This is a genomic window from Streptomyces sp. NBC_00162, from assembly GCF_024611995.1.
In the GTDB taxonomy this organism is placed as follows: Bacteria; Actinomycetota; Actinomycetes; order Streptomycetales; family Streptomycetaceae; genus Streptomyces.
Genome location: NZ_CP102509.1, coordinates 6884496 through 6905405 on the forward strand (window position 1 = coordinate 6884496; position 20910 = coordinate 6905405).

The 20910-nt window shown below is 72.0% G+C and carries 24 protein-coding genes; 18 read left to right on the forward strand and 6 right to left on the reverse strand.

What is annotated here, in order from left to right:
- The 9 genes from JIW86_RS31990 to JIW86_RS32030 all read left to right on the forward strand — a co-directional run bounded on the left by JIW86_RS31990 (position 1) and on the right by JIW86_RS32030 (position 7552).
- Positions 1-624, forward strand: coding sequence for a riboflavin synthase (locus JIW86_RS31990; RefSeq protein WP_215145356.1), 624 nt, complete (start codon positions 1-3; stop codon positions 622-624).
- Complete coding sequence (locus JIW86_RS31995; protein ID WP_257557292.1) at positions 621-1274, forward strand: nicotinamide mononucleotide transporter family protein; 654 nt, start codon at positions 621-623, stop codon at positions 1272-1274. Before JIW86_RS31990 ends, JIW86_RS31995 begins: the two co-directional genes overlap by 4 nt.
- Complete coding sequence (locus JIW86_RS32000) at positions 1271-2584, forward strand: bifunctional 3,4-dihydroxy-2-butanone-4-phosphate synthase/GTP cyclohydrolase II (protein ID WP_257557293.1); 1314 nt, start codon at positions 1271-1273, stop codon at positions 2582-2584. The genes JIW86_RS31995 and JIW86_RS32000 overlap by 4 nt, the downstream gene beginning before the upstream one ends.
- Positions 2585-2666: 82 nt before the next feature.
- Positions 2667-3152, forward strand: a complete 486-nt coding sequence (ribH, locus tag JIW86_RS32005) for a 6,7-dimethyl-8-ribityllumazine synthase (RefSeq protein ID WP_007262951.1) — start codon at positions 2667-2669, stop codon at positions 3150-3152.
- A gap of 35 nt (positions 3153-3187) precedes the next feature.
- Positions 3188-3469, forward strand: coding sequence for a phosphoribosyl-ATP diphosphatase (locus JIW86_RS32010; RefSeq protein ID WP_215145359.1), 282 nt, complete (start codon positions 3188-3190; stop codon positions 3467-3469).
- Positions 3470-3534: 65 nt separating this feature from the next.
- On the forward strand, positions 3535-4383 hold the full coding sequence (gene hisG / locus JIW86_RS32015) for an ATP phosphoribosyltransferase (protein ID WP_215145361.1): 849 nt from the start codon (positions 3535-3537) through the stop codon (positions 4381-4383).
- Between the two features lie 28 nt (positions 4384-4411).
- The gene (locus JIW86_RS32020) at positions 4412-4876 is read left to right on the forward strand and encodes a PH domain-containing protein (RefSeq protein ID WP_257557300.1); all 465 of its coding nucleotides are present in this window, start codon (positions 4412-4414) and stop codon (positions 4874-4876) included.
- Positions 4877-5081: 205 nt separating this feature from the next.
- On the forward strand, positions 5082-6512 hold the full coding sequence (locus tag JIW86_RS32025) for a hemolysin family protein (RefSeq protein ID WP_215145364.1): 1431 nt from the start codon (positions 5082-5084) through the stop codon (positions 6510-6512).
- Positions 6509-7552, forward strand: a complete 1044-nt coding sequence (locus JIW86_RS32030; protein ID WP_257557302.1) for a hemolysin family protein — start codon at positions 6509-6511, stop codon at positions 7550-7552. Before JIW86_RS32025 ends, JIW86_RS32030 begins: the two co-directional genes overlap by 4 nt.
- Positions 7553-7616: 64 nt before the next feature.
- Here JIW86_RS32030 and JIW86_RS32035 read toward each other — a convergent pair whose 3' ends face one another.
- Complete coding sequence (locus JIW86_RS32035; protein WP_257557304.1) at positions 7617-9527, reverse strand: AAA family ATPase; 1911 nt, start codon at positions 9525-9527, stop codon at positions 7617-7619.
- A gap of 345 nt (positions 9528-9872) precedes the next feature.
- Positions 9873-10508, reverse strand: a complete 636-nt coding sequence (locus JIW86_RS32040; RefSeq protein ID WP_215145371.1) for a uridine kinase family protein — start codon at positions 10506-10508, stop codon at positions 9873-9875.
- 109 nt (positions 10509-10617) lie between these two features.
- On the opposite strand from JIW86_RS32040, the gene JIW86_RS32045 reads away from it, so the two are divergent.
- The 7 genes from JIW86_RS32045 to JIW86_RS32075 all read left to right on the forward strand — a co-directional run bounded on the left by JIW86_RS32045 (position 10618) and on the right by JIW86_RS32075 (position 16099).
- Positions 10618-11979, forward strand: a complete 1362-nt coding sequence (locus JIW86_RS32045) for a peptidase C39 family protein (RefSeq protein WP_257557306.1) — start codon at positions 10618-10620, stop codon at positions 11977-11979.
- Between the two features lie 107 nt (positions 11980-12086).
- Positions 12087-12518, forward strand: a complete 432-nt coding sequence (locus tag JIW86_RS32050) for an SPW repeat protein (RefSeq protein WP_215145375.1) — start codon at positions 12087-12089, stop codon at positions 12516-12518.
- A gap of 142 nt (positions 12519-12660) precedes the next feature.
- The gene (locus JIW86_RS32055; RefSeq protein WP_215145377.1) at positions 12661-12813 is read left to right on the forward strand and encodes an SCO1431 family membrane protein; all 153 of its coding nucleotides are present in this window, start codon (positions 12661-12663) and stop codon (positions 12811-12813) included.
- Positions 12814-12967: 154 nt separating this feature from the next.
- Positions 12968-13357, forward strand: coding sequence for a GntR family transcriptional regulator (locus tag JIW86_RS32060; protein WP_257557307.1), 390 nt, complete (start codon positions 12968-12970; stop codon positions 13355-13357).
- Positions 13354-14268 carry an ABC transporter ATP-binding protein gene (locus JIW86_RS32065; protein WP_257557308.1) on the forward strand — a complete coding sequence of 305 codons (915 nt, stop codon included), beginning with the start codon at positions 13354-13356 and terminating at the stop codon, positions 14266-14268. Before JIW86_RS32060 ends, JIW86_RS32065 begins: the two co-directional genes overlap by 4 nt.
- Positions 14265-15290, forward strand: coding sequence for a transporter (locus JIW86_RS32070; RefSeq protein ID WP_257557309.1), 1026 nt, complete (start codon positions 14265-14267; stop codon positions 15288-15290). The genes JIW86_RS32065 and JIW86_RS32070 overlap by 4 nt, the downstream gene beginning before the upstream one ends.
- Positions 15291-15322: 32 nt before the next feature.
- Positions 15323-16099, forward strand: coding sequence for a class I SAM-dependent DNA methyltransferase (locus tag JIW86_RS32075; RefSeq protein WP_257557310.1), 777 nt, complete (start codon positions 15323-15325; stop codon positions 16097-16099).
- A gap of 54 nt (positions 16100-16153) precedes the next feature.
- Here JIW86_RS32075 and JIW86_RS32080 read toward each other — a convergent pair whose 3' ends face one another.
- The 4 genes from JIW86_RS32080 to JIW86_RS32095 form a co-directional block, all read right to left on the reverse strand.
- Positions 16154-16342: a hypothetical protein gene (locus tag JIW86_RS32080; protein WP_257557311.1), complete on the reverse strand. Its 189-nt coding sequence runs from the start codon at positions 16340-16342 to the stop codon at positions 16154-16156.
- A 222-nt stretch (positions 16343-16564) separates the two neighbouring features.
- Complete coding sequence (locus JIW86_RS32085; protein ID WP_257557312.1) at positions 16565-16735, reverse strand: hypothetical protein; 171 nt, start codon at positions 16733-16735, stop codon at positions 16565-16567.
- Entirely contained in the window at positions 16732-17670 is a 939-nt protein-coding gene (locus tag JIW86_RS32090) for a DUF6114 domain-containing protein (protein WP_257557313.1), read from the reverse strand. Before JIW86_RS32090 ends, JIW86_RS32085 begins: the two co-directional genes overlap by 4 nt.
- On the reverse strand, positions 17661-18275 hold the full coding sequence (locus JIW86_RS32095; RefSeq protein WP_257557314.1) for a DUF6230 family protein: 615 nt from the start codon (positions 18273-18275) through the stop codon (positions 17661-17663). Before JIW86_RS32095 ends, JIW86_RS32090 begins: the two co-directional genes overlap by 10 nt.
- Positions 18276-18373: 98 nt before the next feature.
- On the opposite strand from JIW86_RS32095, the gene JIW86_RS32100 reads away from it, so the two are divergent.
- Positions 18374-19069, forward strand: coding sequence for a TetR/AcrR family transcriptional regulator (locus JIW86_RS32100; RefSeq protein WP_257557315.1), 696 nt, complete (start codon positions 18374-18376; stop codon positions 19067-19069).
- Positions 19070-19216: 147 nt separating this feature from the next.
- On the forward strand, positions 19217-20389 hold the full coding sequence (locus JIW86_RS32105; protein ID WP_257557317.1) for an acyl-CoA dehydrogenase family protein: 1173 nt from the start codon (positions 19217-19219) through the stop codon (positions 20387-20389).
- The last annotated feature ends 521 nt before the right edge of the window (positions 20390-20910 follow it).

Sequence of the window (20910 nt, forward strand, 5' to 3'; positions counted from 1 at the left end):
GTGTTCACCGGAATCGTCGAAGAACTGGGCGAGGTCGCCGCGGTCGAGCAGCTCGAGGAAGCCTCCCGCTTCCGCCTGCGCGGCCCCCTCGTCACCGAGGGCGCCAAGCACGGCGACTCCATCGCCGTCAACGGCGTCTGCCTGACCGTCGTGGACACCGCCGACGGCGAGTTCACCGCCGACGTCATGCAGGAGACCCTCAACCGCTCCAGCCTCGGCGCCCTGACCGAAGGCTCCCGGGTCAACCTGGAGCGCCCGATGGCCCTCGGCGGACGGCTCGGCGGCCACCTGGTCCAGGGCCACGTCGACGGCACCGGCGAGATCCTCTCCCGCACCCCCTCGGAGCACTGGGAGATCGTCAGGATCGCCCTCCCGGAGAACCTCTCCCGCTACGTCGTCGAGAAGGGCTCCATCACGGTCGACGGCGTCAGCCTCACCGTGGTCGAGGCCGCCGCCGACTGGTTCACCATCAGCCTCATCCCGACCACCCTCGCGCTGACCACGCTGGGCATCAAGCAGCCCGGCGACCCGGTCAACCTCGAGGTCGACGTCCTCGCCAAGTACGTCGAACGCCTGCTGGCCGCCGGCGTGAACCCGCTGCACGCGACGGGAGACGACCAGTGAGCGCCCTGACCTGGCTCAACGCCGAGGCCTTCACCGTCTTCGGCCAGAAGGTCATCTGGTCCGACATGATCGGCAACCTGATGGGCCTCGCCGCCCTCGCCCTCGGCTGGCGCCGCTCCCTATGGACCTGGCCCGCCCAGCTCCTCTCCGGCCTGATCCTCATCGCCGCCTACGCCTCCGCCCACCTCTCCGGCGGCGTCGGCAAGCAGCTGCTCGTCATCGGCGTGGCCGTATGGGGCTGGCGTGCCTGGCAGCGCGGCCGGCAGCAGGCCCAGGACGGCTCCATCGCCGTGCGCACCGCCACCTGGAAGGAGCGCGGACTGCTCCTCGCCGGTGCGGCGCTGGGCACCCTCGCCGTCGGCGGCCTCTTCACGGCCTTCCCACACCTGTCCTGGAGCCCGTGGGCGGACGCCTACATCTTCGTGGGCACCATCGTCGCGATGGTCGCCCAGGCCCGCGGTCTCGTCGAGTTCTGGTTCGCCTGGCTCCTCGTCGACCTGGTCGGCGTCCCCCTCGCCTTCAACAACGGCCTGGCCTTCTCCGGCCTCGTGTACGTCGTGTACTTCGCCCTCGTGCTGTGGGGCGCATACGACTGGTACCAGCGCTCGCGCACCACCACCGCCCCGGCCCTGGAAGGAGCAACGGCATGACCAGCCTCAAGCCCGTGCCCGCCATCCCCGAAGAGAACCTCGAAGGGAGCTTCGAGGAGACCTTCCGCCTCGACCCCGTCGAGCAGGCCATCCGCGACATCGCCGCAGGCCGGCCGATCGTCGTCGTCGACGACGAGGACCGCGAGAACGAGGGCGACCTCGTCATCGCCGCCGAGAAGGCCACCCCCGAGATCATCGCCTTCATGATGAGCGAGTGCCGCGGCCTGATCTGCGCCCCCATGGAGGGCACCGAGCTGGACCGGCTCGAGCTCCCCCAGATGGTCCAGAACAACACCGAGTCGATGAAGACCGCCTTCACCGTCTCCGTCGACGCGAGCGCCGCCCACGGCGTGAGCACCGGCATCTCGGCCGCCGACCGCGCCACCACCCTGCGGCTCCTCGCCGACGGGGCCAGTGAACCCGGCGACTTCGTCCGCCCCGGCCACATCTTCCCGCTGCGCGCCAAGCCCGGCGGCGTCCTGGTCCGCAACGGCCACACCGAGGCCGCCGTCGACCTCGCCCGCCTCGCGGGCCTGCGCCCGGCCGGCGCCATCGTGGAGATCGCCGGTGAGGACGGCGTCATGCTGCGCCTGCCCGAGCTGATCCCCTTCGCCCGCAAGCACGGCCTGACGATCATCTCCATCGAGGACCTGATCGCCTACCGCCGCTCCGCCGAGCCGACCGTGCGCCGCGAGGCCGAGGTCAGCCTGCCGACCGCCTTCGGCGACTTCACCGCCTACGGCTTCCGCTCCACCGTCGACGGGGTCGAGCACGTGGCCCTGGTCCACGGCGAGATCGGCGACGGCACGGACGTCCTGGTCCGGATGCACTCCGAATGCCTGACCGGCGACATCTTCGCCTCCCAGCGCTGCGACTGCGGCCCCCAGCTGCACGCCTCCATGGAGCGGATCCAGGCCGCCGGCCGCGGCGTCGTCGTCTACCTGCGCGGCCACGAGGGCCGCGGCATCGGACTGCTGTCCAAGCTGCGCGCGTACGAACTCCAGGAGCGCGGACGCGACACCCTCGACGCCAACCTGGAACTGGGCCTGCCCGCCGACGCCCGCGACTACGGGGCCGGCGCCCAGATCCTCGCCGACCTCGGCGTGCGCAGCGTCCGGCTGCTGACCAACAACCCCGACAAGTCCGCCGCCCTCGTACGACACGGCATCGCGGTCGTTGGCCGGGAGCCGATGCCGGTGGAGGCGGGCGAGCACAATCTGCGGTACCTGCGCACCAAGCGGGACCGGATGGGCCACGACCTGCCCTGGCTGGACGGGGCCGTGACCACGTCCGCCTGCGGCAACCAGTAACACCGGCAACCCCGGTAATCCCCGTAACCCCAGTAACCCCAGTAACCACACACCCGAACACGAACCACCGAGGAGCAGAGCTGTGAGCGGCAAGGGCGCACCCGAACTGAGCGTGAAGAACTGCGGAGACCTGCGCGTCGCCGTCATCGCCGCCCAGTGGCACGAGAAGGTCATGGACGGACTGGTCGACGGCGCCCTGCGGGCCCTGCACGAACTGGGCATCGACGAGCCGACCCTGCTGCGCGTCCCCGGCAGCTTCGAGCTCCCGGTCGTGGCGAAGGTACTCGCCGGCCGCGGTTACGATGCCATCGTCGCCCTCGGTGTGGTCATCCGCGGCGGCACCCCGCACTTCGACTACGTCTGCCAGGGCGTCACCCAGGGCCTGGTACAGGTGTCGATCGACACCGGAGTCCCCGTCGGCTTCGGCGTACTGACCTGTGACAACGACGAGCAGGCGCTGGACCGCGCCGGGCTCGAAGGGTCGAACGAGGACAAGGGGCACGAAGCGGTCACCGCCGCCGTCTCCACCGCCATGACCCTGCGGACGGTCAGCGAACCCTGGCGCTGAGTGGCGTGGGGGAACCCCGTATTCTGAGGACCATCATGGCGAACGAATCCTCCAAGAGCTTCGAAGAGCTCTTCACCGAGCTCCAGCTCAAGGCCGCCAACGGCGACCCCAGCACCTCCCGTACCGCCGAGCTGGTCGCCAAGGGCGTCCATGCCATCGGCAAGAAGGTCGTCGAGGAGGCCGCCGAGGTCTGGATGGCCGCCGAGTACGAGAGCAAGGAAGCCGCCGCCGAGGAGATCTCCCAGCTGCTCTACCACGTCCAGGTGATGATGGTGGCGCGCGGGATCTCCCTCGACGACGTCTACTCCCACCTCTGATCTCCGGCACGAACACCCCACCCGCATCCCCGTATCCGCGTATCCCACGCACCAAAGGAAGCCCCATGCTGCGCATCGCCGTCCCCAACAAGGGTTCACTCTCCGGACCGGCGTCGGCGATGCTCCATGAGGCGGGCTACCGGATGCGCAAGGAGTCCAAGGAGCTCGTGGTCGTCGACCCCGAGAACGAGGTGGAGTTCTTCTACCTCCGCCCCAAGGACATCGCGATCTACGTCTCTTCGGGCCGGCTCGACATCGGCATCACCGGCCGTGACCTGCTGCTCGACTCCGGCGCCAGCGCCGAGGAGATCCTGGCGCTGAACTTCGGCCGCTCCACCTTCCGCTACGCGACCCTCCCCGGCACCGCGAAGGGCCCCGAGGACTTCCACGGGATGACCATCGCGACCTCGTACGAGGGAATCGTCGCCAAGCACCTCGCCGAGAAGGGCATCGACGCCTCCGTCGTCCACCTCGACGGCGCGGTCGAGACCGCCATCCAGCTCGGCGTCGCCCAGATCATCGCGGACGTCGTCGAGACCGGCACCAGCCTGCGCAACGCCGGCCTCGAGGTCATCGGCGAGCCGATCCTCACCTCCGAGGCCGTCGTCATCCGGAGCAACGGCACCGACGCCGACGACCCGCGCGCACAGCAGTTCCTGCGCCGTCTCCAGGGCGTCCTGGTGGCCCGCAGCTACGTGATGATGGACTACGACTGCCGTGCCGAGCACCTCGAGCGCGCGGTCGCCCTCACCCCGGGCCTGGAGTCGCCGACCGTCTCCCCGCTGCACAACGAGGGCTGGGTCGCGGTCCGTGCCATGGTCCCGGCCAAGGAGGCCCAGCGGATCATGGACGACCTGTACGAGCTCGGCGCGCGCGCGATCCTCACCACCTCGATCCACGCCTGCCGTCTCTGATCCCCTCTCGCAGAACCGAGCGCACACCATGACCGAGTCCGCCGCCCAGCCCGTACCGCCCGCCCTGCCGGTCACCTTCCGGCCGACCCGCACCCGGGCGGTCCTGCTGAGCGTCGGGCTCGCCATGTTCGCCACCATCACGGCGATCGCCCTCCTGCTGGAGACCCTCAGCACGGGCGAGCGGATCAGCTTCGTCTTCACCGCGGTCCTGCTGACCTCCGTCCTCGTCCTGCTCAGCCGCCCCAAGGTGGTCGCGGACGAGGCCGGCGTCACCGTCGTCAACCTGACGACCACCCGCCGCCTGGAGTGGGCGCAGATCCTGCGCGTCAACCTCCGCCCGGGCGACCCGTGGGTCTTCCTGGACCTCAGCGACGGCACCAGCCTGCCCGCCCTCGGCATCCAGCCCGGAGTCGCCCGGGCCCAGGCGATCGGCGACGCCCGCGCCCTGCGCGCCCTCGCCGAGACCAGGGGAACCGGCGCAACCGACCACTGAGCCCGCCGAACCTCGTGGCTGCGTACCGTTGCGGCCGCGATCTCAATGACTACCCTGGTGGCGGGGCGCAGCTGTGCGCCCTCCCGCCTGCCCCGGGACCCCGGGGCCTGCCTGCGGGCACCCTGCGACTTGAGGAGTGACTCCCTCCAGCAATGGACGGATCGTCCGGTAATACCCGCGCCGCCCTCCCCACGGAGGCGGCGGCATGACCACCCCGCTACTCCTGCTCGGCGCGGCTTTCGTCCTGATCCTCGCCAACGGTTTCTTCGTGGCAGCCGAATTCGGGCTCGTCACCGTGGAGAAGCCCGAGGCCGAGCGCGCCGCAGCCGACGGTGACCGCCGTGCCCGCACGGTCGTCAAGGCCCTGCGGGAGCTGTCCTTCCAGCTCTCCGGCACCCAGCTCGGCATCACCATCACCTCCCTCGTGGTCGGCATGCTCGCCGAACCCGCCCTGGCCGCACTGCTGGCCGGGCCGCTCGCCGCGACCGGCCTGTCCGGGGGCGCCGCCTCCGGCGTCGCCGTGGTCATCGGGATGCTGCTCGCCTCCGCCGTCCAGATGGTCGTCGGCGAGCTCGTCCCGAAGAACTGGGCCATCTCCCGGCCGCTCCAGGTCGCCCGCTTCGTCGCCGGCCCCCAGCACGCCTTCTCCCGCGCCTTCCGGCCGGTGATCGCCGGCCTCAACGCCGTCGCCAACCGGCTCGTACGGGCGCTCGGCGTGGAGCCGACCGAGGAGATGGCCTCCGCCCGCACCCCCGGCGAACTGGTCTCCCTGGTCCGTCATTCGGCCCAGGCCGGCGCCCTCGAACAGGACACCGCCGACCTCTTCGTACGGACCCTCTCGCTGGGCGAGCTCACGGCCCAGCACGTCATGACCCCCCGGGTGAAGGTCAGCGCCCTGATGCACACGGCCACCGCGGCCGACGTGCTCAACCTGACCCGCGCCACGGGCAAGTCCCGCTTCCCGGTCTACCGCGACCGCATCGACGAGATCACCGGCGTGGTCCACCTCAAGGACGCCCTCGCCGTGCCCGAGCCGGAGCGCGCCCGTACCACCGTGGGCCGGATCAGCGTCGCCCCGCTGCTGGTGCCCGGCTCCCTGCCGGTGCAGCCGCTGCTGGAGCGGCTGCGCAGCGAACAGCCGATGGCCGTGGTCGTCGACGAGTACGGCGGCACCGCCGGTGTGGTCACCCTGGAGGACATCGTCGAGGAACTCGTCGGCGAGGTCCGAGACGAGCACGACCTCGCGGAGGACGACGGACCCGAGCTGGCCGCCGTACCCGCCGAGGACGGCCGCCCCTCCTGGGAGGCCGACGGCAGCTGCCGGGTGCAGACACTGCGCCGGATAGGCCTGGAGGTGCCCGAGGGCCCGTACGAGACCGTCGCCGGCCTCGTAGCGGACCTCCTCGGCCGGATCCCCGCCCCCGGGGACCGCGCGGAGCTTCCCGGCTGGCGGCTGTCCGTCCGTCAGGTCGGCCGCAACCGCGCGGAGCGGGTGCGGCTGGTCCGGCTCACGGCGGTCCCCGCGGCCGGTTCCTACGGGACCGCTCCCGAGGCCGGGCGCGCGGCACTGCGCGGCGCCGGCCGGCCCGACGCCCCGGCCCCGCAGCCGGCCGAGCTGGAGGGCGCTGCCCGATGAACGTGCTCCAGCTCCTCTTCGCCCTGCTGCTGGTCCTCGCCAACGGCTTCTTCGTCGGCGCCGAGTTCGCACTCGTCTCCGTACGGCGCAGCCAGATCGAGCCGCTCGCGGCGAACTCCAAGCGGGCCCGTCAGGTGCTCCACGGCCTGGAGAACCTGCCCCGCATGATGGCCGCCGCGCAGTTCGGCATCACCATCTGCTCGCTCACCCTCGGCGCGGTCGCCGAACCCACCGTGGCCCGGCTGCTGGAGCCCGTCTTCCACGCCGTCCACGTACCGCAGGGCCTGATCCACCCCCTCGGCTACGCCTTCGCGCTCGCCGCCGTGGTCTTCCTGCACCTGGTCATCGGCGAGATGGTCCCCAAGAACCTCGCCATGGCCGCCCCCGAGAAGACCGCCCTGTGGTTCAGCCCCGGCCTGGTGGCCTTCGCCCGTCTGTGCGGGCCGGTCACCAGGGCGCTGGGGGCCTGCGCGCACCTGGTCCTGAGGCTCTTCAAGGTCGAGCCGAAGGACGAGGTCGAGGCCGTCTACACCAGCGCCCAGCTGGGGCGGCTCGTGGAGGACTCCCGGCAGGCCGGGCTCCTGGAGCCCGGTGAGCAGGAGCGCCTGGAGGACGCGCTCGAGCTGGGCAGCCGTCCGGTCACCGACGTGCTCCTCTCGCCGGGCCGTCTGGTCACGGTCGGCCCCTCCGCCACCCCGCGGCAGATCGAGCAGCTGACGGTCCGCACCGGCTACTCCCGCTTCCCCGTCCGCTCCGAGAACGGCGCCTTCATGGGCTACCTGCACGTGAAGGACGTGCTGGACCTGGAAGAGCGGGAGCGGGCCGTGCCGCAGCGGGTCTGGCGCCGGATGACCACCCTGTCCGCCACGCTCCCGCTGGACGACGCCCTCAGCGTCATGCGGAGGGACGCCACCCACCTGGCCCAGGTCGCCGATCCGGGGGGCCGGGTCCTGGGCCTGGTCGCCCTGGAGGACGTCCTGGAAATGCTGGTCGGCGAGGTCCGCGACCCGTCCCACCGAGTCCCGATGGCCCGCGCCTAGCCCGAGCGCCGGCGGGGCTGGATTGCCCAGAGGGGCGATTCCGGCCCCGTCGGCGTTCGAGCGGTCACAGCGGCGGCGGCTCCGGGCGGTCCTGGGGGCCGCGGCCCGACAGGACTTCCCCGTAGGCCTGCATCAGGTCCGGCAGCCGCAGCGTCGCCAGGTCGTCGCGGGACGGCTCACCGGGGAAGCCGGCCAGCCGCAGATCCCGGTACGCGCAGCTCTTCTCGTACAGGGTGCGCAGGAACCGGCCGTTGCCGAGCTCGTCGATCCAGCCCTGCTCCACCACGTGCCCGCTGATGCTGCGCAGTTCCTCCAGGGCCTCCTCGTCCCAGCCGTCCCCGTTCGCCTCCGCCAGCACCCCGCCGATCGCAGTCAGTTCCAGCGGCCGGTAGCTGGGGAAGTCCACCCGGGAGGTGAACCGGGAGGACAGCCCCGGATTGGCGGACAGCAGCCGGTCCATCCCGGCCGGATAGCCCGCCAGGATCACCACCAGGTGGTCCCGGTTGTCCTCGGCCCGCTTCAGCAGCACCTGGAGGGCCTCGTCCCCGTACGCGTCACCCTTGCTGTAGCCCGAGTTGGAGAGGCTGTACGCCTCGTCCACGAACAGCACCCCGCCGATCGCCGAATCGATCAGCTCGTTCGCCTTCACGGCGGTCTGGCCGAGGAACTCACCCACCAGGTCGGCGCGTTGGGCCTCCACCAGATGATCGCCGCCCAGCAGGCCCAGCGCGTAGAACACCCGGCCCAGGATCCGGGCCACCGTCGTCTTGCCCGTGCCGGAGGGCCCGGAGAACACGAAGTGCCGTTTCGGCGGCTGCACCGGCAGCCCCTGCCCCGCCCGCAGCCGCGCCATGTGCAGCTGCGCGGAGAGCGCCTTCACCTGCCGCTTGACCGGCTCCAGCCCCACCATCCGCTCCAGCTCCGCCAGCGCCTCGGCGAGCGCCTCCGGGTCGGCCGGTCCGGCCGGCAGTCCCGTGGGCGCGCCCTGCGGCGGCACGGACACCTTGCGCCGTGCGCCCTCCACCCGGCCCGCGGGGGGCGGCGAGGTCAGCGGGTCGGGCTCCGCCTGGCCGTCCGCCGCGATGTCCTGGACGGGACCGCCGCCGCCCAGCGCCACCGCCGCGAAGTCCCCGCCCGCCGGGGGTGGGCCGTGCCCGCCGTAGCTCCCGAATCCGGAGTACCCGGCCATCCCGGCCATGCCGTCGGTGTCGTCGCCGTCCTCGATGGCCGTCAGCCGGGCCGCGGTGTCCATGAACGCCGGGTCCACCCGGTGCACCGCCCGGTACAGCGGCAGCGCCGCCGCACTGCGCCCGGTGCCCTCGTGCGCCCGCGCCAGCCAGTAGCGCAGCTCCTTGCGCTGCGGCTGCTCGCTGCGGCACCGCATCAGCGCCGCCGACAGCATCGGTTCCGCCTGCCCGTACATCTCCAGCCGGACCCGGGCCATCCCGCCGAACAGCCCCGCCTCGATGCCCAGCAGCGGATCGTCCACCAGCGGCTCGGTCTGCCGGACCAACTGCTCCCAGTCCTTGACCAGATAGGCCCGGCAGGCGTGCAGGAACCGCACCTGCGGATCGGTGTCCACCGGGGGCAGGGCGGCGAGTGCCTGGTCCAGCTCGGGGACGTGGCGGCCGTCCAGCCAGTGCGAGGCGTGGGCCAGCAGCAGGTCCCGCCGGCTCTCCAGCACCGGCTGCACCCACCAGCCCAGCCAGTACCAGGAGTTCAGGGTCCGCCGGTGCCGGGCCCGCTGTTCCCCGAAGCGGTCCCGGTGCGCGTACATGCGCAATAACGCGTTGGTGGTGTCGACCCGGAGCGCGTGCAGGCCCAGCCAGGCGTCGGCCATCGCGGGATCGAGTCCAACGGCCGCCCGGAACTCCTCCTCGGCCTGCGGATAGGCGCCCATGGTGCAGGCGTCGACCCCGCGCAGCCAGGCCAGTTCGGCCGGGGCGTGCGTGCTGCCCGGCGTGCCGAAATCCATCACGTCCCCCACAAGCCTGCCCCCGTGGTGCGCGGCAACCCCCGCTTCGAGTGCGTGAGTTGCCCATTGCGCCGATGAAATCAGGGCTGCATCGTACCTGCGGTTTCGCACCTTACGTAGGGTGCGACGGGCCCGGTTCGGGGGTGTGTCCCGGGCGTGCCCGGTGACTCTGGGTGAAGGTGGGGGTGATCGGGGGCAGCACGAAGCCCCCGATCACGGGGGAACGACCGGGGGCTTCGTGTGTGCGGCGGCCGGTAAAAGCCCCGCATTGAGAACGTAAGGCCGGTGCGGGCCCCAGGTCAAGCAGGTCGGTGGAGCCCCGGCGGAGCGGAATCCCGGGACCGCTCAGGCCCGGGGGAGTCCGTCGCTCTCGGTGACGGAAGCGGGTGTTCGGGCGGTCGCACTGGTCCCGGAAGACCACTCGTATCCCGTACCGCTCTGGCGTACCAGGGTGTCGGCGAAGGGGCGCGAAGGGTCGTCCGAGAAGTGCGCGAGCTCCGCGCGCTCCCATCCGTCCCAGAAATCGGAAAGTTCACGCCCGTCCCGGTTTCGCCCCCGTCCCCAGGACTTCTCGCGCGGCGTCTCCATCCACAGCAGCCGCGCCAGATGCGGGCGCAGCGCCCGCCGGCCGGCCCCGACTCCCTCGACGAGGAGCACCGGCGCCGGCTCCAGCACCCGCTCCGGGCCGAAGCGGCGCTCCACCCAGTCGTACGGGGCCCAGTGCGCGGGCCGCCCGGCCGCCAGCGGCTCCAGCACCTGCGTCCGCAGTCGCTCCTGCCAGCCGAAGAGCTCCTCGTGGGTGGCCACGTCGTCCAGGTGCAGCACCGGGGCACCGGCCAGGGCTTCCGCCAGCCGCTCGGCGAAGGTGCTCTTCCCGGAGCCGGCGTGCCCGTCGATCCCGACGAGCCGTACCGGGCCGAGGGACGGAGGCAGCGCGGAGAGGTCCCGCGCGAGGGACTCGAGTGACAGGTGTGGCTCCACCCGACCAGCGTAGACAGGGCCGACACGAGGCGCGGCTTCGGCCCGCGGCTGCCGGGAACTGGAAGGGTGAAGCCACCGAAGCACCCACCCACCCTGGGGGAACCTCGCGATGACCGCACCCACGCCGCGCAGGGCCGTACTCGTCGCCGCACTCGTCGTCGCCACTGCGGCCACCGCCGCCACCGTCTCCGGCGGCGGTGCCTCCGCTGCCGCGGCGTCCGCCCCCCGGGGCCCGGGCCGGAATGTCGACAACCGGTTCTGGTTCTCGTACGAGCACTGGCTGGCCGGCGCCCACGAGGGCACCGCCGCCGCGGGAGGCGCCCGCCCCGGCCTGGAGATCAGGACCGCGGCGGGCCGTACCGAGTACGCCGACCCGCACACCGGGAAGAAGAGCGTCTGGGAGTACGCCACCTGGACCTCCCCCGTGCACCGCTCGGCCGTCCCCGCCACGGAGGCCATCGCCTCCTGGAACGCCCGTACCCCCGCCGGGACCTGGATCCAGATCGAACTGCGGGGCACCTACGACGACGGCACCGCCACCCCCTGGTACGTCATGGGCCGCTGGGCCTCCGGGGACGGCGACATCCGCCGCACCTCCCTGGACGGCCAGACCGACGGCCTGTCCACCGTCTGGACCGACACCCTGGCCGTCGACGCCCCGGCGGGCGGCCTGCGCCTCACCGACTGGCAGCTGCGCCTGACCCTGTACCGCAGGCCGGGCGCCGACCGCGGGCCCACCGTGTGGCTGGCCGGGGCCATGGTCTCCGACGTTCCGGACCGGTTCACCGTCCCCGCCTCCACCCCCTCCGGCCAGGCCCACGAGCTGAAGGTCCCGCGCTACTCGCAGGAGGTCCACACCGGGCGGTACCCCGAGTACGACAACGGGGGAGAGGCCTGGTGCAGCCCCACCTCCTCCCAGATGGTCATCGAGTTCTGGGGCCGCAGGGCCGACGCCGGCTCCACGGCGTGGGTCAATCCGCGGTACTCCGACCCCCAGGTGTGCCACGCGGCCCGCTCCACCTACGACGCCGCCTACAAGGGCTGCGGCAACTGGCCCTTCAACGCCGCCTACGCCGCCACCTACCGCACGCTCGCCGGCGTCGTCACCCGCCTCGCCTCCCTCGCCGACCTGGAGACCCTGGTCCGGGTCGGGATCCCGGTCATCACCTCGCAGTCGTTCCGCGCCGAGGAACTCACCGGCGCCGGCTACGGCACCGCCGGCCACCTGATGACCGTCATCGGGTTCACGTCCGCCGGGGACGTCGTCGTCAACGACCCCCACTCGCCCGACAACCCGTCCGTACGCCGTGTCTACAAGCGCCGCGAGTTCGAGAACGTCTGGCTGCGCACCAAGCGCCACAACGCGGCCGGGAAGGTCGTCTCGGGCGCCGGAGGGGTCTGCTACCTCTACGCTCCGGCCGTGCCGGGCCCGGCGCAGATCGTGGCGCTACGGGCGGTCGGGGTGCTCTGACACATGCTTCGAAACTTCGAAACACACCTTTGACCTGGCGGCTCGTATGGGCGGAACATATTGGGGTAAACGGCAGATAAAGGCTTCTCAAGGAGAGGCGGCCAGCCATGACCACCCATTCGAGCATCGAGCACCACCCTGATCTCGCCGAGATGCGCACGCGCTTCGAGCGGGTGACCAGCACTCCCGCTGCGCAAGCTGTGGAGGCGTTGTCACTGGTCACCGGCCTGTACCTGGCGGCCTCGCCGTGGATCGCCGGGTTCAGCACCCTCACCCCGCTGGCTGTCAACAACCTGATCGCCGGCCTGGCGTTCTGCCTGTGCATGGGCGGTCTGGGTTCTGCCTACGAACGCACCCACGCCATGGCGTGGACCGCGGTCGCCCTCGGTGCGTGGACGATCATCGCCCCGTGGGCCATCGCAGGCGAGATGGACACCACCCGCACGGTGGTCAGCAACGTCATCACCGGAGCCGTCGCCCTGTGCCTCGGCCTCGCGATGGCGGGCATGGCCGGCCGCAACCGGGAGGCCCGCCTCTGACCGGGACGCCGTGAGGATCCTCATCGGCCGGGTCCCGGCCGCACTGGTACTCCAGGGCGGCCGGGGCCCGGCGGCGTGACGCGCGCCACCCGTGACCATCGTCTCTACCGCGAAGGCCGCGAACGCTGGCACATTGGACACCATGACCGCCAACAGCGCCGCACCCGACGCCCCCGCCCGAAGCCTCATCCGCACCGGGGGCCCCAAGGACGATTCCTCCTGGCTGGAGCACGTGCTCGGCTGGACGCTCGTCGTGGTGGTGGCCATGTTCGTCACCCAGGTCGGCTGGCTGTAACCCTCCCCGGCCCTCCCTGGCCGCCCCGCACCCGCGCGCCCGTCACGTTCCTCGTGGCGGGCGTTTTCGCGTCCCCCGACGGCGTGCCTGTTTGACGGAAGTGGATCACGCCTGCACTATTCCACTAATCAGATAGTGGAATGAGGTGAAGAGCATGGAATTCCGGGTCGACCGGCGCAGCGGCGTCGCCACCTACCTACAGCTCGTCACCCAGGTCAAACAGGCGCTGCGACTCGGCGTACTGGAGCCCGGCGACAGGCTGCCCACGGCCCGGGAGGTGGTGGAGGCCACCGCGATCAACCCGAACACCGTGCTCAAGGCGTACCGGGAGCTGGAGCGCGAAGGACTCGTCGAACCACGCCCCGGCGCGGGCACCTTCGTACGGCGCTCCCTCTCCCGCCCCGAGGCCGCCGCGGACTCACCGCTGCGCCTCGAACTGTCGGCCTGGATGGCCCGGGCGCGCGAGGCGGGCCTGGACCGCGAGGACATCACGGCGCTGATCACGGCCGCCGTGGACGCAAACTTCAGAGAGGACACCACGTGAGCGACCCGACCGTCGCTACGGCACTGCGGGCGACACGGCTCGGAAGGGCGTTCCGGGGCCGCAGCGCCCTGAGCGACTGCGATCTCGCCCTGCCCGCCGGACGCGTCACCGCACTCGTCGGCCCCAACGGCGCCGGCAAGAGCACCCTGCTCCAGCTCGCGGCCGGCCTGCTGCGCCCCACCAGCGGGGAGATACGGGTCCTCGGCCACGTCCCCGGCTCCCGCGAGGCCCGCGAGCGCACGGCCTTCCTGGCCCAGGAGAAGCCGCTCCACCCGCGGTTCACCGTCGCGGACACCCTGCGCCTGGGCCGCGAGCTCAACCGCGGCTGGGACCAGGCCGTCGCCGAACGCCTCGTACGGGCCGGAGGCATCCCCCTCACCGCGCGCGTCGGCTCCCTCTCCGGCGGAAACCGCACCCGCGTGGCCCTGGCGCTCGCCGTGGGCAAACGAGCCCGACTCCTCCTCCTGGACGAGCCGCTCGCCGACCTCGACCCGGTGGCCCGGCACGACGTCACGGCCCTGCTCATGGCCGAGGCCGCCGAGCGCGGCGTCACCATCGTCATGTCCTCGCACGTCCTGTCCGAGCTGGAGGACGTCTGCGACCACGTCCTGCTCCTCAAGGACGGCGCCGTACGCCTGGCCGGCGACGCCCAGGAACTCTGCGCGGCGCACACCCGCCTCACCGGCCGCTCCGACCCGATGGAAACGGACGGTCTGCCCCGCGCATTCGACCGGAGCGCCGTCGTCCACGCCGTCACCGCCGGACGTCAGGTCACCGCCCTCGTACGCGGCCCCGCCGGAGCGGCCCTCGGGGACGAGGACCGCTGGATCAGCGAAACCCCCTCCCTGGAGGACCTGTTGCTCGCCCACCTGCGCGCTCCGCGCACCGACCGTACGGAGGCAGCCGCGTGAGGGGCGTCCTGTGGCTGGCCTGGCGCCAGCAGCGACTGATGATCACCACCGGCATCGTGCTGCTCGCGGCCACCGCGGCCTGGGCCGCCTACCGGCGCTCCGAGCTGATGACGCTGATCGACGACTACGGCTTCGTCCCCTGCAAGGGCTGGAACGGCGGCTGCGAGAGCCTGGGCTCCCTCCTCGTCCTGGACGCCAGCACCGGCTCGATCCGAGCCCTCGGCACCCTCGGACTCGCCCTCCCCGCCCTCATCGGCGTCTTCTGGGGCGCCCCGCTGCTGGGCCGCGAAATGGAGACCGGAACCTTCAAACTGGCGCTCACCCAGGGCGTCAGCGGCCGCCGCTGGTTCGCCGCCCGCTTCGGCCTCGCCGCGCTGTTCACCGTGCTCGCCGCCGGCGTCGTCGCCGCCCTCGTCGCCTGGTGGTGGGCGCCCGTGTCCAACACCCTGGACGGCCTCTACTGGTACGACGCGTACATATACAACGCCACCGGACCCGCCTCCGTGGCCTGCGCCCTGTTCGGCCTCGCCACCGGTACGGCCGTCGGCCTGCTGGTCCGCCGCACCCTGCCCGCCATGGCCGTGACCTTCGCCGCGATCGGCACCGCGACCCTGCTGACCAGGATGCTGCGGAGCAGCTGGATCGCCCCGGAAATGCGCGTCACCCCGGGCATGACCCCCAAGACGATGGTCGGCAGCGCCTGGTCCACCGGCGAGTTCGGCTACCTCACGCCCGACGGGCGGCAGCACGACATCAACACCCCCGTCTGCCAGACCTCCGGCGAGGAGCTCAGGCAGTGCATGGCGGAGCACGGCTTCGTCGCCCGCTACCACAAGGTCTATCCCAGCAGCGACTTCTGGACCTTCCAGTGGATCGAGACCGCGATCTACCTGGGCGTCGCCGCCGTACTGGTGGCCCTGGTCCTGTTCGTCCTGCGCCGCCCCGCCGCGACGGTCCGGGCTGCGACGGCACGCGCCGCGACGGAACGCGCCGCGCGCGCCGCCACGACCGCCGGAGTCTGAACTCCCTCCACACCACTCACAGGGGACCCCTCATGGCCACGAAGAAGAACCTTCAAGCCGACCGCACCAGCGTCACCCACAAGGTCCGCTACGCGCTGAGCAACCCGACCCGCATCGCCCCGTACGTCCGCCGCGCCGCGCGGGACGCCTGGCTGCGCCACAAGCACCCCGACCACGTGTCCTACTACCGGGCCGTCATGGCCTCCGACACCGGCCGCAACCCCGAGGCCGCCGTCGGCAGCCAGACCCACGACCGCTGGCTTGCCCTGGGCAAGATGCAGTTCGACTACCTGCTGGAACACGGCCTCACACCCGCCCACCGCATGCTCGACATCGGCTGCGGCAACCTGCGGGCGGGCTGGCGCTTCATCGAGCACCTCGACGCCGGCCACTACTACGGCATCGACATCTCGCCCGACATCCTCATCTCCGCCAAGGAGACCCTGACCGGACAGCGGCTGCAGCACAAGCTGCCGCACCTGACCATCACCCGGGACCTCACCCTGGACTTCCTCCCCGACCGCCACTTCGACGTCGTGCACGCCCACAGCGTCTTCTCCCACTCCCCGATCGGGGTCATCGACGAGTGCCTGGCGCACGTGGAGCGCGTACTGGCCCCGGGCGGCTGGTTCGACTTCACCTTCGACCGCACCGAGGGCACCGAACACCAGGTCCTGCGGGAGGACTTCTACTACCGCACCGAGACCCTGGTGGACCTCGCCGCCCGGCACGGCCTCACCGCCCGCTTCATGGACGACTGGGAGCGGCTCGGGCACGGCCAGTCCAAGATCCGCGTCACCGCCGGCTGACCCGCCGCCGACCGGGGAACCGACTGGGAAACCGCCCGGACCGGCGCGTGACACTCACTGCGGCTCGACCCGCCAATGCCGGTCCGGGACCCCCACCAGCCCGTACAGCCACCGTACGGGCGAGCGCGCCGGCAGCAGCACGACCCCCGCCGCCACGGCGAACAGGGCCAGACCCGCCCACCACCCCAGCAGCCGTACCAGGACGCTCGTGCCCAGCGCCCCGGCGAGCGGCAGCACGTACACCCCCGCCCCGCGATCAGCACCGCGAGTACGCGGGGCACCTTGAGGTCCTCGGCCGCCCCGGGCAGCCGCCATCCCTCCACCAGCCAGCCGATCTCGGCCAGCAGCATCGTGCCGATCACGGCCGTGCCGAAGACCAGCAGGGCGAGGAAGGTGCCCGAGGTCGCGAAACCGAGCACGTTGTTGACCGCTCTGTCCGCGGACCAGCCGGCGAAGGCCCGCGGATCAGCGCTCAGCAGCCGCCGGTACCCGGTACGGATCGGCGGCGCGGCTCCTCGTACGGACCCCCTCGCCCCGGACCGAGCGCTCCCACCACTGGAGCTGGCGCCCGGCCGCCACCGCGAAGGTCGCCCCGATGCCGTAGGCCCACAGCGGCGCCGCCTGGACGGGGATCACGAGGCTTCCAGCCGCAGTCCGTTGGTGACGATCACATCGGAGGTGACGAGCGCCTGCTCGGCCGTGACCCGGGTCATGAAGACGAACGGCGGGATCACCGGGGGAGCCGGCAGCCCGTCGGGCCTGAAGGTCACGCACAGCAGTCCCTCGATGCACCCGCTGAACCTCGTCAGGTAGAGGGTCACGTCGCCGCGCAGATCGAGGGACGTGGCGGCGAGCCCGTACTCGTCCCGCCCGTCGCGCGTGCGCAGCCGGTAGTCGCGGAGCGAGGCAGCGCGCATCTTCAGCACGAGCACCTTGAGCGGGCCGTCCACGGTAGGCACGTGCGTGACCCCCGCGAACGCGAAGCCCTGGGGTGCGAACAGCGAGGTGGTGACGGTCGGGGGAGTCCGCGCCGCCGACGGCGGCCCCGCGGCGGGGGCGGCCTGAGCCCGCGGGGCTCCCGTCGCCAGCGCCGCCAGCAGCACCACGGGCAGTACGACGGCCAGCGTCCGCGGACCGGCGCCGTCCAGGCTGGGCACTCCCCTGGGAGCCTCCTCGCCCGCCTCCTCGTCGGGCAGCGGGGTCCAGCCGAAGGCCAGCGCGCTCCCGGCGATGCCGAGCGCCATCCCGACCACGAACCCGCCGAGGTTGGTCGCCACGAAGGAGAGCACCGACAGCAGCAGGGCGTGCAGCGACACGTACACCCGGGCCTGCGGCAGGAACCACAGGAACAGCCCCGCCAGGATCAGCGCGAGGCCGATCCCGATGGCGGCGATCCCGCCGAGTCCCAGGCTCACCAGCACGGTCAGCGGGGAGAGCGGGACCAGCAGCAGCTCGGTCCCGCCCAGCACCAGCAGCAGCCCGCCCCAGAACGGCCGGGTCCGGCGCCAGGCACGCAGCCGGCTCCGGTGCTCCGGCAGCGGGAGCCGCGGCTTCCGGATGCCTAGAAGCACTTCGTGCCGTCCAGGCTGACGCTCAGCTTCAGGCCCTTGAGCCGGAAGTTGCCGCCGGTCGCGGACCAGGCGTGGGACTTCACGCCCACCACCTCGATGTCCCCGGCCTGCAGGCCGAACTTGCCCGGTTCGCCCTTGACCCCGTCCACCTGGTCCAGGGTCGAGGCGTCCCGGCCGATCTGCGCCGTGCCGAAGGTGGCGTCGCCGTTGAGGTCCTCGCCGTCGATCACCAGGCTGGTGGCCGTGACCTCCCCGGCAGGGCCCCCGGCGGTCAGTTTGAAGACCACCGTGCCGAGCGGGGTCCCCACCTCGGCGGCCTGGCAGATGTCGGTGAGGGTGGCCTCGCCGATGCCGAGGAGCGCGACGGGATGCCCCTTGCCGTCGACGGAGCGGTCCGTCTGCACGTAGGAGGCCAGGCCCTTGCTGCTCAGCTTGGAGGAGGAGACCTGGAAACTGGTCCCCGAGACGGCGAAGGAGGCGGCGAGCGCGCCCTGCGCCATGATCATGGCCATGGCGCCGACCGCGACGACCGCGGGCATCGCGACGACGGCCGTCTTCTTCCAGTGGACCCGGCCCTCGCGGGGCCGTCCCGTGCCCTTGCCCATGATGGTGCCTCCCGTACGTCGTCCAGTGCGCAGGGGAAGTGCTGCCAGGGGCTGCCATACTTCAGCCATCCGGTGGCAGTTCGAGGCTAGGGCCGAATTTGAATAATAGTCAACAGCGCGGCACGACCGGGCGTTCGCAGGTCCGCAGGGCCGAACTCATAGCGACCGGACGCAAGTTGTTCGCCGACACCTCGTACGACGCACTGTCCATGGACGACATCGCCAAGCAGGCCGGCGTCGCCAAGGGGCTGATCTACTACTACTTCAAGAGCAAGCGCGGCTACTACCTCGCCATCGTCGAGGACTCCGTCGCCGAGCTCGTCGCCCGCGCCGGCGGAGAGACCGACCTCCCGGCCGCCGAGCGGGTCCGGCGCACCGTCGACGGCTACCTCCACTACGCCGAGCACCACCAGGCCGCCTACCGCACCATCGTCACCGGCGGCGTCGGCTCCGACGCCGAGGTGCTGGCCATCCGCGACGCCGTCCGCGAGGAACTGGTCGCCACCATCGCCGAAGGCGCGTACGGACACCGCACGCTCCCGCCGATCGCCCGGCTCGCGCTCGTCGGCTGGCTCTCCTCGGTCGAGGGGATCACCCTGGAGTGGACCGGCGCCCTCGGTGCGGGCGCGGCCGACCAGCCCGACCGGGACCGGCTCGGGGCCCTCCTGGTGCGCCAGCTGCGCACGACACTGAACGTCATCGAGGAGTTCGTCCCGGAGTGCCCCGCTCCGCCCACCCTCGATGAAGCGGACGAACAGCGACATGATCTTGCGCCGGTGACGGGAGGCCCCTGATCGGGCATACTCGACCCGCCGCAGCCGCTGAGCAGCCCCTTCCGTGATCCGGGAGGGCAGCATCGGCTGTAAGAGCACCGAGATCCGGCGGCGCGTCCCACACCTCACGCGTCGCCGCCGTGCCCGACCAGGGAGGAGAGCGCCGCCATGACTGACCGCGCCCCGCAGCCGGTGGACCGACAGCTGCCCACCGAGGAGTCCCGGGACCTCCTCGCCCTCGTACGCGAGATCGCGCAGCGCGAGATCCGCCCCAAGGCCGCCGAGGAGGAGGACTCCGGGCGGTTCCCGCGCGAGGTCTTCACCCTGCTCTCCGAGGCGGGCCTGCTGGGCCTCCCCTACGCCGGAGAGTTCGGCGGCGGCGAGCAGCCGTACGAGGTCTACCTCCAGGCCCTGGAGGAGCTGGCCGCGGCCCGCCTGACCGTCGGCCTCGGCGTCAGCGTGCACTCCCTGGCCTGCCACGGACTGGCCGGCTACGGCACCAAGGAGCAGCAGGCCGCCCACCTGCCCGACATGCTCGGCGGCGGCCTGCTGGGCGCGTACTGCCTCTCCGAGCCGGCCGCGGGCTCCGACGCCGCCTCGCTGACCACCAAGGCGGTGCGTGACGGCGACGACTGGATCATCACCGGCACCAAGGCGTGGATCACCCACGGCGGAGTCGCCGACTTCTACACCGTCCTGGCCCGCACCGGCGTCGAGGGGCCCAAGGGCATCACGGCCTTCCTGGTCCCCGGGGACGCGGCGGGCCTGACCGCGGCCGTGCCCGAGAAGAAGATGGGCATGAAGGGCTCGCCCACCGCCCAGCTGCACTTCGACGGCGTACGGGTGCCCGACTCGCGCCGCATCGGCGAGGAGGGCCAGGGCTTCACCATCGCCCTGGCGGCACTGGACGCCGGGCGCCTGGGCATCGCCGCGTGCGCCATCGGCGTCGCCCAGGCGGCGCTGGACGAGGCCCTGGCGTACGCGCTGGGCCGCAAGCAGTTCGGGCACCCGATCGCGGACTTCCAGGGGCTGCGCTTCATGCTGGCCGACATGGCCACCAAGATCGAGGCGGGCCGCGCGCTCTACCTCGCGGCGGCCCGGCTGCGGGACGCCGGCAAGCCGTTCTCCCGGCAGGCGGCGATGGCCAAGCTGTTCTGCACGGACGCGGCGATGGCGGTCACCACGGACGCGGTCCAGGTCCTCGGCGGGTACGGCTACACCGCGGACTTCCCGGTCGAGCGGCTGATGCGGGAGGCGAAGGTGCTCCAGATCGTCGAGGGCACCAACCAGATCCAGCGCATGGTCATCGCCCGCCACCTCGCGGGCCCGGAGACGCGCTAGGCCGGCGGGGGCTCCCGGGTCGGCTATCGGTCTGCTCCCGGGTCGGCTCCCGTCTCAGCCTCCGAAGAGCGGGCCGTTAGGCCAGATGGGGGAGGAAGCGATCCGGGACCATTCAGGATCGCGCCGCCCCGGCACGGTCCGGCCGTCCTCGGTCCAGCGGGCGATCAGCGCACTGTAGATGGGCGGATCGGGAAACCGCTGCCGGAGCCCGGGCCCCGACCCCTGCTGAACCGATTCTTCGTAACCGGGCGGCACCTGCCGCCGTCGGCGTCCTGTCCGTGGCATGGAAGTCTCAACCGTGGTCATGCCGGGGCAACGCGGCACGACGCCGACGGGTAATCGCTTCGCGGGCCCGGGGATCCGTTCGAGGGGTACCCGGGGGCGTAGGCGGGGGCGTAAGGGCGGGTGGGGGCTTCGGGGGTCGGGGTCTCGGCGGGGCGGGATCAGGGAGGGTTTGGGGGTTTCCCGTCAGTCCCACTGTCTCCCCGGGTCGGGCCGGTCTGTAAAGGGCGCTCCTCCTT

Bases quoted from the DNA above. Each gene is read 5' to 3' on its own strand.
- JIW86_RS32000 (WP_257557293.1), top strand. From the start codon at position 1,271: ATGACCAGCCTCAAGCCCGTGCCCGCCATCCCCGAAGAGAACCTCGAA.
- JIW86_RS32010 (WP_215145359.1), top strand. From the start codon at position 3,188: ATGGCGAACGAATCCTCCAAGAGCTTCGAAGAGCTCTTCACCGAGCTC.
- hisG (WP_215145361.1), top strand. From the start codon at position 3,535: ATGCTGCGCATCGCCGTCCCCAACAAGGGTTCACTCTCCGGACCGGCG.
- JIW86_RS32020 (WP_257557300.1), top strand. From the start codon at position 4,412: ATGACCGAGTCCGCCGCCCAGCCCGTACCGCCCGCCCTGCCGGTCACC.
- JIW86_RS32025 (WP_215145364.1), top strand. From the start codon at position 5,082: ATGACCACCCCGCTACTCCTGCTCGGCGCGGCTTTCGTCCTGATCCTC.
- JIW86_RS32030 (WP_257557302.1), top strand. From the start codon at position 6,509: ATGAACGTGCTCCAGCTCCTCTTCGCCCTGCTGCTGGTCCTCGCCAAC.
- JIW86_RS32035 (WP_257557304.1), bottom strand. From the start codon at position 9,527: ATGGATTTCGGCACGCCGGGCAGCACGCACGCCCCGGCCGAACTGGCC.
- JIW86_RS32045 (WP_257557306.1), top strand. From the start codon at position 10,618: ATGACCGCACCCACGCCGCGCAGGGCCGTACTCGTCGCCGCACTCGTC.
- JIW86_RS32050 (WP_215145375.1), top strand. From the start codon at position 12,087: ATGACCACCCATTCGAGCATCGAGCACCACCCTGATCTCGCCGAGATG.
- JIW86_RS32055 (WP_215145377.1), top strand. From the start codon at position 12,661: ATGACCGCCAACAGCGCCGCACCCGACGCCCCCGCCCGAAGCCTCATC.
- JIW86_RS32060 (WP_257557307.1), top strand. From the start codon at position 12,968: ATGGAATTCCGGGTCGACCGGCGCAGCGGCGTCGCCACCTACCTACAG.
- JIW86_RS32075 (WP_257557310.1), top strand. From the start codon at position 15,323: ATGGCCACGAAGAAGAACCTTCAAGCCGACCGCACCAGCGTCACCCAC.
- JIW86_RS32095 (WP_257557314.1), bottom strand. From the start codon at position 18,275: ATGGGCAAGGGCACGGGACGGCCCCGCGAGGGCCGGGTCCACTGGAAG.
- JIW86_RS32105 (WP_257557317.1), top strand. From the start codon at position 19,217: ATGACTGACCGCGCCCCGCAGCCGGTGGACCGACAGCTGCCCACCGAG.